Annotated in this window: 13 protein-coding genes; 6 read left to right on the plus strand and 7 right to left on the minus strand. The window is 65.1% G+C overall.

What is annotated here, in order from left to right; translation table 11 throughout:
• Nucleotides 1-31 precede the first annotated feature (31 nt).
• On the plus strand, nt 32-943 hold the full coding sequence (locus A5704_RS22850) for an SDR family NAD(P)-dependent oxidoreductase (protein WP_231969219.1): 912 nt from the start codon (nt 32-34) through the stop codon (nt 941-943).
• A gap of 60 nt (nt 944-1,003) precedes the next feature.
• Here the strand turns inward: A5704_RS22850 and A5704_RS22855 are convergent, their stop codons facing one another.
• From A5704_RS22855 to A5704_RS22865, 3 genes are all read right to left on the minus strand, one after another.
• Nucleotides 1,004-2,041, minus strand: coding sequence for a dihydrodipicolinate reductase (locus tag A5704_RS22855; RefSeq protein WP_067747591.1), 1,038 nt, complete (start codon nt 2,039-2,041; stop codon nt 1,004-1,006).
• 104 nt (nt 2,042-2,145) lie between these two features.
• Nucleotides 2,146-2,949: an SDR family NAD(P)-dependent oxidoreductase gene (locus A5704_RS22860; RefSeq protein WP_067891225.1), complete on the minus strand. Its 804-nt coding sequence runs from the start codon at nt 2,947-2,949 to the stop codon at nt 2,146-2,148.
• Between the two features lie 30 nt (nt 2,950-2,979).
• Nucleotides 2,980-3,738 carry an SDR family oxidoreductase gene (locus A5704_RS22865; RefSeq protein ID WP_067747597.1) on the minus strand — a complete coding sequence of 253 codons (759 nt, stop codon included), beginning with the start codon at nt 3,736-3,738 and terminating at the stop codon, nt 2,980-2,982.
• A gap of 121 nt (nt 3,739-3,859) precedes the next feature.
• Here A5704_RS22865 and A5704_RS22870 point away from each other — a divergent pair, with 121 nt between their 5' ends.
• From A5704_RS22870 to A5704_RS22880, 3 genes are all read left to right on the plus strand, one after another.
• Nucleotides 3,860-4,702 (plus strand): SDR family NAD(P)-dependent oxidoreductase, encoded by an 843-nt coding sequence (locus tag A5704_RS22870; RefSeq protein ID WP_067747599.1) that lies wholly within the window; start codon nt 3,860-3,862, stop codon nt 4,700-4,702.
• Between the two features lie 99 nt (nt 4,703-4,801).
• Nucleotides 4,802-5,866, plus strand: coding sequence for a spirocyclase AveC family protein (locus tag A5704_RS22875; protein WP_067891227.1), 1,065 nt, complete (start codon nt 4,802-4,804; stop codon nt 5,864-5,866).
• 88 nt (nt 5,867-5,954) lie between these two features.
• A complete protein-coding gene (locus A5704_RS22880) occupies nt 5,955-6,716 on the plus strand; it encodes an alpha/beta fold hydrolase (protein ID WP_067781793.1) in 762 nt (253 codons plus the stop codon).
• Here the strand turns inward: A5704_RS22880 and A5704_RS22885 are convergent.
• Nucleotides 6,651-7,463, minus strand: a complete 813-nt coding sequence (locus tag A5704_RS22885) for a mycofactocin-coupled SDR family oxidoreductase (RefSeq protein ID WP_067781790.1) — start codon at nt 7,461-7,463, stop codon at nt 6,651-6,653. The two genes, A5704_RS22880 and A5704_RS22885, sit on opposite strands and share 66 nt — an antisense overlap.
• 108 nt (nt 7,464-7,571) lie before the next feature.
• Here A5704_RS22885 and A5704_RS22890 point away from each other — a divergent pair, with 108 nt between their 5' ends.
• On the plus strand, nt 7,572-8,354 hold the full coding sequence (locus A5704_RS22890; RefSeq protein WP_067747607.1) for an SDR family NAD(P)-dependent oxidoreductase: 783 nt from the start codon (nt 7,572-7,574) through the stop codon (nt 8,352-8,354).
• Here A5704_RS22890 and A5704_RS22895 read toward each other — a convergent pair.
• Both A5704_RS22895 and A5704_RS22900 read right to left on the minus strand, forming a co-directional pair.
• Nucleotides 8,351-9,430 carry a dihydrodipicolinate reductase gene (locus A5704_RS22895; RefSeq protein ID WP_067781788.1) on the minus strand — a complete coding sequence of 360 codons (1,080 nt, stop codon included), beginning with the start codon at nt 9,428-9,430 and terminating at the stop codon, nt 8,351-8,353. The genes A5704_RS22890 and A5704_RS22895 overlap by 4 nt on opposite strands.
• A gap of 30 nt (nt 9,431-9,460) precedes the next feature.
• On the minus strand, nt 9,461-10,249 hold the full coding sequence (locus A5704_RS22900; protein ID WP_067747611.1) for an SDR family NAD(P)-dependent oxidoreductase: 789 nt from the start codon (nt 10,247-10,249) through the stop codon (nt 9,461-9,463).
• Nucleotides 10,250-10,360: 111 nt separating this feature from the next.
• On the opposite strand from A5704_RS22900, the gene A5704_RS22905 reads away from it, so the two are divergent.
• The gene (locus A5704_RS22905; RefSeq protein ID WP_067747613.1) at nt 10,361-10,801 is read left to right on the plus strand and encodes a VOC family protein; all 441 of its coding nucleotides are present in this window, start codon (nt 10,361-10,363) and stop codon (nt 10,799-10,801) included.
• On the opposite strand, the gene A5704_RS22910 is transcribed toward A5704_RS22905, so the two are convergent.
• Nucleotides 10,791-11,854, minus strand: a 1,064-nt coding sequence (locus A5704_RS22910) for a class I adenylate-forming enzyme family protein (protein ID WP_067891230.1), incomplete at its 5' end; no start/stop codon positions are given. The two genes, A5704_RS22905 and A5704_RS22910, sit on opposite strands and share 11 nt — an antisense overlap.

The raw sequence follows: 11,854 nt of genomic DNA on the forward strand, positions 1-11,854 counted from the left end.
ATTGGTCTCGTTCACCGATCGGGTCGTCCTGGTGACCGGCGGTGCCCGCGGCCTCGGCGAGGCGTATTGCCATGAAATGGCCCGTCGCGGAGCCGCCTTGGTGGTCCACGACAACGGCGCCGAAACCGACGGAAGTGGAGGCGACCCGAAACCGGCTAATGACGTCGCCGCCGCGATCTGCGCCGCGGGGGGACGGGCGGTGGCGTGCGCCTCGGACGCCAGCGCCGAAGAAGGGGGGCAGGACGCCGTCGACCTGGCCGTCAGCGAATTCGGACGATTGGACGCGATCGTCGCCAACGCCGGCATCATCCACGACGACGCGTTGCCGGAATGGCCGACCGAACGCTTCGAGGCGCTGCTGCGGCACCACGTGTTGGCCGCCTTTCACGTCATCCGACCGGGTTTCGCGGTGATGCGGGACGCCGGATACGGGCGACTGGTGTTCGTTTCCTCCGCAGCGGGGGTTTTCGGGCAGCCGGGCTTGACCGGATACGCCACGGCCAAGACGGGGATGCTCGGGTTGATGAACGTCGCGGCGCTCGAGGGTGCGGCGCACGGCATACACGCCAACGCCATCATGCCGATGGGCGACACGCGAATGGCCATGGCAATGATGGGGGAGGCCGGCCGCACGGCCGATGCTCGGGCCTTCCTGCAGACGCTGCGGCTCGATCAAGTGGCACCGGTCGTTGCCTACCTCGCGAGCGAGAGCTGCATCCTGACACAAAAGGTCCTGAGCGCTTTCCGTGGACGGGTGGCCGCTTTGCAGATCGGTGTGACCCGTGGCTGGTTCGCCGCCGACGGTGCCTTCGACGCCGAGGGCGTGGCGGCCAATCTCGACCGTATCCTCGACCCATCAGATATCTTCGTGCCCGGCAGTATCTTCGACGAAATGGAATATGTTTTCGCGACGGTTCCTTCTGAGTCGCAGCCGAATTCCTGACCGAACCGATGCCTTGGCGCAATGATCTTTGGTGTGCGGCTGCGCCGGGCCGGCCCGATGTCAATCCTTGATGACTGTGGGTCCATCACCGAAACCGGTGTAACTGCGTATCAGCGGCAGGTCCGCCATGGTGGCGAAACCCGCGGGGGCGGCACATATCGCCGGTATGGCGTTGACGACCTGTAGCGCAACCGCGACAAGACCCGCCCGGACGTGTTCGGCGACCGACGCCGGCCGCGAGTAGCTGGCCAGGCAGAAGAAGTGCACGCGCATGGACGGGTCGCCTTCGAGCGTGAGGGTCCAGCCGTCATCCGGTGTGGGCCAGTGCTCCGGATACTCGCCGCCGACGGTCCACAGCGTCTCGAATTCGATGATCGGCTCGCCGCGACGATTCCCGACGAAGTTCCACCGCTGACCGGCTGTCGTGCCGGCGCGAACCCGGTGGTCGAAGATCTCGAAGTCCTTGGTGGCGGGCACTGCGTCAACGGTGACCGTGACATCGTCGATGGCAGCGTTCAACGTGTCGGCGATGAACCAGGTCTGCTGGGTGAACAGGGCGGTGTTGAATGTCAGGAACTCGTTGGCCGTCGGGGTGATGTCCTCGGTCGGTCGTCCGAACCACATTCCGTCGAAGGTTATTTCGGTGCTCTCCCAGAGCGACCAGTCTGCGCGCTCCTGCAGACTGAACCTGTCAATCGAGCGACTCATACCCGACAGCGCGAGCGGCAAAACGCCAGATAGGTTGCCCGGGTTGAGACCGCTCGCGTGGATCGTGCTGTTGCCCTTGCGGCAGGCCGCCAGCAGCCGTCGACGGTCCGCATCGCCGATGCGCTGGGGGTGGAAAAGGAACGCGACGGTCGCAACGTTCTTGCCGCTCTCCAGCAGCGCGCACACGTCGTCGAGACTGGTGAACGACGGCGCGTAGAGCACGAGGTCGGCCTCGATCGCGAGAATGTCCGCGACATCGGTGGTTGCGTTGACGCCGACGGGGTTCCGGCCCACCAGCGTCCCGACGTCGACGCCGTTCTTTGAATCGGAGTAGACCCGCGCTCCCACCAGCTCGAGGTCGGCCCGGTAGTCGAGGATGGTCTTGATCATCTCGGTGCCTACGGCACCGGTTGCCCACTGAATGACTCGCAGACGCCGGGAATTCACGGTCAAGTCTCCACTCCCTTCAGAGCCGGATGGGTGGGCGAGGAGGGTCAGATGAAGTCCGATCCGCCGTCGACGTTGACGGTCGCACCCGTCACATAGCCGTTGCGTCGCGACGCCAGATACGTGGTGATGGAGGCGATCTCCTCGGGCAGCCCGGCGCGACCGATATCGCACGGATGGCCGAAGGTCTTCTCGACCCACCTCATCACGTCCCTGGGATCCGACGAGTCGAGCCCGTCTGCCGCGAGCGCATCCCGCAGAACCTCGGTAAAGCTTGCCGTCACAATGGTTCCCGGACAGACGCAGTTCACAAGAATGCCCTCGGCTCCAAGGCTTTTCGACAAGTTCTTGGTGAAGCTGGACAGCGCCGATTTCGCTGCCGTGTAGGCGACCAGCCGCGGGCTTTGTCGCTGGATGGAGTGCGCGGAGAGGGTGACGATGCGGGCCCACTCGGCTGATCGCAGCATCGGCAGCGCGGCCCGCACGGATCGCACCGCGGACAGGGTGCCGAGATCGAATGCGGCGTGCCAGTCGTCGTCGTTCAGATCGTCGAACGCGCCCGCGTTCGGACCCACGGTGTGCACCAGGACGTTCAGGGTGTCCCACGAATGACCAATGCAGGCAAAGCCCGAAGTGATGGAATCGCCATCGGACATGTCGACGCTGACGGTGAGTACTTCGGGTGCCCCCGCGGCGCGGATTCGCCTGGCGGCCGAATCCAGCGCCGCCCGACCGCGCGCCATGATCGCCACGGAGGCGCCTTCCGCCGCGAGACTCTCGGCGATCGCCAGCCCCATTCCCTTACTGCCGCCGGTCACGACCGCCGTCGCGCCCTCAAAACCAAGATCCATTCAGTCATCCGCCCTTCGCGGTTCGTAGTATCACCGAGTCTTGGTGATCCGCGGGGCAAGATGCACGATCTCGCTGACGACGGTGGGGTTCGCGCGTGAGATGGCGATCAGGGACAGCATGGCGTTGGCCACGTCGTCCACCGTGGACATTTCCTCAGGAATCTGGCCCGCCCGCGCCCAGGCCCGGTATAGATCGGCCAGCAGATCCCGGTCGGCGCCGCGCAGGATCTCGGTGTCACAGGTCGGGCCAACGCTAACCCGGATTACGGCCAGTTCGGGATGCTCGGCGCGCCAGGATCGCAAGATCTCGTCTAGCGCGGCCTTGCTCGCGTGGTAGGCGGCCACGCCGGCGCGGGGGCGACCGACGTCATGGCTGGATGCGACGATGACCGTGGCGTCGTCGGTCAAGTGGGGAAGGGCCGCCCGAAGCACGTGGGAGGCGCCGACGGCATTGACGGCGTATGAATGCAGCCAGGTTTCCACATCGGTGTCTTCGATCAGCACGAAGGGCACCACGGCGCTGGTGAACACCACCGCGTCGAGCTTGCCCAGGTTCGCGGCGACCTCGGCGACGACGGTCTCCACCGCGCGCGGGTCCGAAACGTCCAACTCGTGGGCCGATCCGTGCAGCCGATCGGCCAGGTCCGACAGCAGCTCCACCCGCCGTGCGGCGAGCGCGACGCGAGCCCCCCTGGAGTGGGCGGCAATTGCCAACGCCTGTCCAATGCCGGAGGACGCCCCGATGATCAGCATCCGCGTCCCCGCGATGTTGGAGTGCCGGTCGCTCATAGCCCGCTTTCCTCTGGCCGAATCCGTAACTGAAGGTTAGCCGCTATTCTCGCATGCGAGAATCGATATTCTCGTCGCGGCCGGATCATTTGCGCTTCGGCGACGCAAAACAGGAGGCGGAATGATCGACTTCAACGACAAGGTGGTGCTTGTCACCGGCGGTGGCGCGGGCATCGGGCGCGCCACGGCGCTGGCCTTTGCCGGCCTGGGTGCGTCGGTCGTCGTACTCGAGGTCGACCCGGCGCGGTCGCAGGACCTGCGCAGCGAACTCGGCGATCGGGCGCTCGTGGTGACGGGCGATGCGACCGTCGCGGCCGACGTGTCGGCGCTCGCCGATGCCATCGGCAGCCGCTACGGGCGCCTCGACGCGCTGGTGAACAACGTCGGTCACTTCATGACGCGGCCGACACCTTTCGAGCGGCTCACCGACGAGCAGATCGACGACATATATCGGGTGAATCTCAAGCACATCTTTCTGGTCAGCCGGGCCATGCTGCCGCTGCTGCGTGCCGCCGCCGGCGGCGCGAGCATCACGAACGTCTCGTCGATCGAGGGCTTCCGGGGTATACCGCACTTCGCGGTATACGGAGCCTTCAAGGCGGCGGTGACCGGCTTTACCATGAGCCTCGCCCTCGAGCTTGGCCCGGAGGGCATCCGGGTGAATGCCGTGGCGCCGGAAACCACGGATAGCGCCCAGGTCCCGCTGGACCGCATGATCCACCAATCACAGCGGCACAATATTCCGCGCTGGATTCCGCTGGGCCGCTTCGGAACCCCACAGGACATCGCGGGCTGCGTCTTGTTTCTCGCGAGCCCGCTGGCCGCATGGGTATCGGGGACTGTGGTGCATGCCGATGGCGGTGCGTTGGCCGCCGCGGGGTGGTATCGCGACGACCGTGGCGCGTGGACGAACATGCCCGTCATCAAGGGCAACAGCGCAACACCCGCCGAGGCGGCGGGCTGAAGATGGACCAAGTCGTCCCGAAGTCTTTTTGTCGCTGTCGATAACGCATATTCTCATGGGGCCGGGCTGTAGAGGTTGAAAGGAACATCGGGGTTTGGCATGACGGACGTCGTGGACACCAGCCCCGATTCCGGGTCCTCTCGGCCCATTCGGGTCGGCAGTTCGCCGCCGCTGTCCCGTGCCGGATGGGCGTTGTTCATAGCCGGGTACCTGGTATTCGCGATCGTGACCGTCGCGACGATGCAATCGGGTACGCACGGGGATCCGCGCACCACCAACCCATACCCGGGGCCGGCACCGTATCCGCCGTTCCTCGGGTTCGACGACTGGCCGCTGGTGGTCGCCCTGAGCTCCGTCCCCATGGCCATCGGGCTGATCGCCACGTTGGTGTGGCTCTCGGTAAGACAACGCAAGGTGCATTGGACGGTGGTGATCGCGTTCGCGGGGCTGATCACCGGCGCCCTGGACCCGTTGGCCAACTGGGCGACGTTCGCGATCTTCGACCCGCGGATGTTGCACTTCCCGTTGTCGTGGCCGTACGTGAACATCTCGCCGAACCTGGAACCCGCGCTGTCGTTCCTCGGGGGTTACGCGGCGTACTACTTGTTGACCGGTCTGGGGATTCTGCAGCTGAACAATCGATTCCTCGAGCCCCTGATTCGGCCCATGGGTTGGCTGGCGCGCCATCGGCTTGCCGCGGTCTTTGTCGGCTCGTTCGTGATCGCCTTGCCGCTCAACGGAGTCGTCCAGTTCACCTGGATGAGGTTCGGCATCTTCTACTACACCGAGGCGGTCGGACCGACGCTGCAGATCGGCCACATTCATTTCCCGCTCATCATGGCGGTGTATGACTCGTTCATATTCGCGATGGTGGCGGTGATGTGCGTCCGGGACCAAGGCGGCGAGCTGGTGCTGATAAACCGGATCGCCCGCCGGCTACCGGCGCGACCGGGCCGCGACAAGCTGGCGCTGACGCGCCGGCTCCTCGTGTCGGCCTCGGTGGGGCTCGTATCGTTCGCCGTCCCGCTGGTGGTACTGGCGGGGCTGCGGACCGCCGGACTGTCCAAGCCTGCGTACGAACAGAACCCGTACCCGAACATCAAGGTCTACGATCCCTACGGGCATCTCGAGAGGTCGGGCAAACGGGGACCCTTCTACCAGTGAGCCACACCGAACAAGTAGTTCGAACACGCGTCATCGGGTTGCCGTTGGCCGGCCCAGAGCTCGCCACCCGGATCTCGCGGACCCGAGCATGACGCTGTTCGCGCTGCTGCACGGCGGGCTGCATGATGGCTCGTGCTGGGACGGGGTCGCCGTGGAGCTCGCGCGGCGTGGTCATCGGGTCGTTGCGCCGGATCTGCCGGTCGATGATGAGTCGGCGGGTGCCCTGGAATGGGCGCGGGTGGCGATCGACGCGATCGAGGGAGCCCGAGTCGGTGCCGCGTCCCCCGACATGGTCGAGGACGTCGTCGTTGTGGCACATTCGCTGTCGGGGCTGTGCGCACCGGTCATCGCCACGCTCCACCCGGTGCAAAGAATGGTGTTCGTCGGTGGCCTCCTGCCCGTGCCCGGACAGTCGTTCGCCGACCACCTGGCCGCCAACCCCGATGCGATCTCTTTTCCTGAGCCGCAAGAACAGGGTGAGGGACCGTTCGGCCTGTCTTGGGAGGCGGTGCGGGAAGGCTTCTATCATGACTGCCCAGAAGCGCTGGGGCGCAAAGCGTTCAATGAGTTGCGACACCAATCCTTTACGGTGTTAATCGAACGGTGTCCGATCGACCGCTGGCCCGACACGCCCTCGGACTACGTGCTCATGCGCGATGATCGCGCGGTCGGCGGGTCCTGGGCCCGGCGCAATGCGGCCGGCCGGATCGGCGCTCGGGTCTTCGAGTTGGACGGTGGCCACTCACCGTTTTTCGCCCGACCGGCCGAACTGAGCGCCGTCCTGCTAAGCCTGAGCGACCCCGACATCGACGGAAATCGCCGAAGCCGTGACGAACCGCGATTCGTCTGAGGCCAGCCAAGCAACGGCGTTCGCGATGTCCTCAGGCATCGTCACGGCATTGGGGATGAGTTGCTTGCTGAAGCCGTACTGGGGATGCGAATACGACTCCGCCGCCTCCTGCATCGCTTCGATCATCCGCCCGCTACCCATGGGTGTCGCGACCGATCCGGGATGGAGGCTGTTCACCCGGATGTCGTAACGGCCGAGTTCGACCGCGAATGAGCGGGCGAGGCCGGTAACGCCGTGCTTGCTCGCCGTGTACGCCACCATGAAGGGCTCCACTTTCACCCCCGCCACCGATCCGATCAGAATGATCGACCCGCCACGTCCGCCGGCGATGATGTGCTTCGCTCCGGCCATGACCGTGTTCCAGGTCCCGACCAGGTTGACGTTGACCGTGTCCTGAAAATCGCTGGGGGAGACGCGGTCCCAGGGAGCCGGACAACAGATGCCGGCATTGGCGACGATCACGTCAAGCCTGCCGAGTTCGGCAACAGCCTTATCGACGGCGGCACAGAGGGCGTCATGGTCGCGGGTGTCGACGATCGCCGTGACGGCACGTCTGCCATTCGCCACCACGAGGTCGGCGGTTTGCGCCAGATCATCGGGAGTGGCCGAGTCGTAGGGGACGCTCGGCGGCAGCGGTCCGGCGATATCGACGAGGATGGTGTCGGCGCCGTCGGCGCTCAACCTGGCGGCGTGCGCTCGGCCCTGGCCACGGGCGGCACCGGTGATTAGTACAACCTTGCCGCTCATGTCTGCCACACGGGTACGTTACATCACCGCGCTGGTTCTGAGAACTTCCTTTACTCATTAAGGAGAATTAGTATTCTGCTGCCGATACATAAATGGAGGCGGGGTCGCATGGGCGTACTTGACGGTCAGACGGCATTCATCCTGGGGGCGTCAGCCGGAATTGCCCAGGCGAGCGCCAAGCTGCTCGCCGCTGACGGTGCGGCGCTGTACCTTTTGGGGAGATCGAGCAAGCGCCTGGACGCGGCCCGCGACGGCATCCTCGCCGCGGTCCCGGATGCCGAAATTGTCGTCAAGAAGGGCGATCCCGAAGACGAGGGGACCGTCGCGGCGGCCGCCGAGGCGGCCCATGACCTCAAGGGTCGGCTGGACATCGTCGTGGGCACGGTGGCCACCGGCGGCACCGGACCACTGACTGGGCTCGATCTCGAGACCTTCACCAACTTCGTGATGGGCAATCTGCGGTCAAACTTCTTGGCGCTGCGCTACTCGGCACCGCTGATGACGAACGGCGGGTCGATCGTGTTCATCTCTTCGACGTCGTCGAAGATCCCGATGGAGGGCCTTGGGCACTACTCGGCGGGCAAGGCCGCACTCGAGATGATGATCCGGGTCGCGGCATCAGAGTTGGGCCCTAGGGGAATTCGTGTCAATGCCGTCCGGCCCGGCCTGACCGAGGCGGCCACCACGCAGGGCTACATCCACCTGGAAGAGCTGACCAGCAGCTTCCTCGAACGCGTCCCGTTGGGCCGCCTCGGGGTGTCTGACGATATCGCCCCGGGCGTCCGTTACCTGGCGGGACCCGAGTCGAGTTGGATGACCGGGCAGAGCTTTGCGATCGACGGCGGCAACGAGGTAAGGGGCGCTCCCCGCGGGCCGATGTTCACCGTCTAGCTCACATCCACCGCGTTGCGGGGCGCGGTGATCGGCAGATCCAACGACGTGGCGATGCCCGGTGCCGCATCGATGACGTACGGGATTGCGTTGACCACCCGCATGGCCGTCGCCTGCATGGCATCGTCGTTCGCTGACTGCGCCGTCGGTTCGGTACCGAACCGAAGATCGCAGTGGATGTGCGGCTCGCCCTCGATGACGACGCGGTACGTCCCGTGCGGTGCCGACGCCCACTCGGGTGCCAGATCGGGCGCCATGCGGTTGATGTGTTCGATGGTGATCACCGGGTGGCCGTTGACGATTCCGGTCGTCTCGGCCCGCACCGCCCCACAGGTGCCTGCCGGGATCAACCCGCACGCGACGTGGAGGTCGCGTGGTGTGAGCACGCGCTCGTAGCGTTCTGTCACTTCGTCGAGCTCGACGCCAAGAGCTCGTGCCACCAGACCGATAGGTGGTCCCCAGGCGAACCGCTGTGCGCCCTCCAGTTCGAGCAGTGGCGTGAAGTCCAGCGGACGGCCAAAGCCCATCGCGTCGAACATCGAGTACTCGTTGGGGTAGGCCGAGTAGTCGAAGATCTCCTGCGCGCGGACCGACCGGATGGTGTTGGACAAGGTCGACAGCATGACGGCGAACTGATCACCGGCGAATCCCGGTTCGATACCCGAGGTGTAGATGGTGACGCCGCCGGCGAGCGCCGCCGCTCGTACTTGGTCGGCCAGGTCGGGAATCCATCTGTCGGGAAACATCATCCCCGGTGTGTTGGTCGTAACGACATTGATGCCGGCCTTCAGAAATCGGACATAGTCGGGCACCGCGGCCGCATCCATGTCGGCCCCCAAAGCCGCGTAGACCACGCAGTCGGGCTTGAGTCTGATGATGTCGTCCAGGTCGGCAGTGGTCGTCACACCGATAGGGCCCAGCCCGACAACGTCGCCGGCATCGCGACCCGTCTTTTCGGCGCTGTGCACCCATACACCGACCAGATCGAGGTGTGCGCGCCGGTGGATGGCCCGCAACGCGATGCTTCCGACGCCGCCCGTCGATATTACGGCGACGCGTAAAACCTTCTCTGCCATGCTGGTTACTCCTTTGTCGGCTGCGTCTGGCTACAGATCGGGGATGGGCAGAGAGGAATTCGGACCCTGGAGGCCGCCGTCGACAATGAAGGTCGAGTTCGTCGCATAGCAATCGCGGGTGCACAGGTACAACGTCAGCCGGCCGAGGTCCGCGACGTCACCGATACGATGCAGCGGCGTCAGCTCCTTCAGTTTCTCCTCGGACCCAGGCATCAGGTCGAAGCTGGACTGCAGCCCGGTGGTCATGAATGCGCCCAGGGCGATCGCATTGACGCGGATCTTGGGGGCGAGCTCCTGGGCCATGGCGCGGGTCAGGGCTTCGAGTCCACCCTTGGCCACGGAATAGGGCAGTAATCCCCGGATCCCGAATCGGCCCGCTCCTGACGAGATGTTCACGATCGAGCCCCGGCCCACCGCCAGCATGTGCGGCACGACCAACTGGCTCATGATGAAAGCGGAAGTGACGCAATAATCGAAGGTTTCCCGGAGGTTGTCGTCGGTCAGGCGCAGAAATGGGCCGTAAGTTGCGAAACCGACGTTGTTGACCAGGATGTCGATGCGGCCGAACTTGTCGACCGCGGTCTGGACCACGCGCTCGCTGTCGGAGCGTTGTAGCGCGTCGGCGGTGATTGCGAGTCCTTTGCCGCCCGATTCTTCGATGTCCGTGACCGTCCGCTCCACCTCGGACGTCGTACGCGCCGTACCGACCACCGTGGCGCCCGCTTCCGCAAGGACCTTGGCGATACCCTCGCCGACGCCGCGCCCGGCGCCGGTGACAATCGCCACTTGACCGTCTAGGTTGAACTGCTCGAGTGCCACAAAGCGCCTCTCCGCCAGGACGTGTGGGTGTGCAGCCGCGAATCTACCGCAACGAGAATCGATATTTCCGATAATTGAAATCTCTCTTTATGCGCTCGTAGAGTCTTTGGCATGTCACCCCAGCTGCCGCAGTTGCACCACGTTGTGTTCGCCGTCGCTCTTGAGCGCCTCGACCGCGCTGCCGACTACCTGAGCGCTTTGGGCTTTCAGTTCCAGGCTTTCGAGTTAGAGCGCCTTGGTCTGCAGGTTCGCCTCGACTGGGACCGCGGGTTCGAGCTCATCGCCCCGACCGCCGCGGCACCAACGGATGCCGGTACCGCGGCGGACTTTCTCGCGCGCAACGGTGACGGGCTGTTCTCCGTCATCGTACGCACCGCGGATTGTGCCGCGGGCGAGGACATCGCCGCGAGGTACGGCGTGAAGTCCGACTTCCGGCAGCGGCACGAAGGCGACGGATTCGAACTGACCGAAGTCAAATTGGAGCCGTTGTTCGGCATCCCGTTGACCCTGATGACCACGAATATGCCCGACGGGCAACCGGTTAGCTCGTAGCCGAGCGCAACTGTTCGCTGAGTTGCCGCGCCAGCTCCGGCTTCTTGACTTTGCCGGTCGCGGTGAACGGAAGGTCTCGCTTGGCGGTGACCCAAATGTGCTTGGGAACCTTGTACGCCGACAGCCGGTCGCGCAGTTGCGCTCGCAAAGACTCGGCGTCGAGTGCGGATTCGCCGCGCGGCACCACCGCAGCCGCGACTACCGTTCCGTGTTCAGCGCTCTCCGCTCCGACCACATATGCCTCGAGCACGCCGTCGCAGTCGGCCAGTGCCAGTTCGACTTCGCTGGGTGTGACGTTGGTGCCCCCACCGGTCTTGATCAGGTCGCCCAACCGTCCGGTGAACTTGATCCAACCGTCGTCGTACTCGATGCCGCAGTCGCCCGTTCGGTAGTAGCCGTCCGACGTGAACACGTCCTCGCGCTCGCACTTGTGCAGCCGCTGCATCAACGAGTATCCGCGAACCCATATCTCGCCGGGCGTGCCAATGGGCGCCGGCTGTCCCGTGTCGGGGTCGACGATCAGGTGGTGCAGCCCTTCGATTGGTGGGCCGCCGGTTTCGGACCGATCGGGCGTTTGCGGCAGATAGGGATCGACGCCGAGGTGGTTGCCGCACAGCTCGGTCATTCCCAGGCCGCTGGAGCCCTTGGGTTGATGCCGGGGTGGCACCATCGCGGGCATGCTGGTGCGGTGCACCGAACTCAGATCGCGTGCTGAGAAGTCGGGATGCTCGGACAGCGTCTTACCCTGCTGCGGCCAGCCCAGCGCGATGGTCGCGCGGTGTCGCTCCATCAGCTCCAACGCCTCTGCTGCATCGAACGCGGGCTGAGTGATCAGCGTCGCGCCGTGGTGGATCACCGCGTGCAATCCGGTGATCAGCCCGCCCACCCAGAAGAAGGGCATGGACGTGAACATCACGTCGTCGTGGGTGACGGCGTACATGAAGGTGAGGTTGTAGGTGTGGCGGACCAGCGTTCCCTGGGTGTGCACGGGCCCTTTCGGGTCACCGGTGCTGCCCGAGGTGTAGATGATCATCACCTCGTCGGCCGGGGTCA

The organism is Mycobacterium sp. E735 (assembly GCF_001666955.1).
GTDB lineage: Bacteria > Actinomycetota > Actinomycetes > Mycobacteriales > Mycobacteriaceae > Mycobacterium.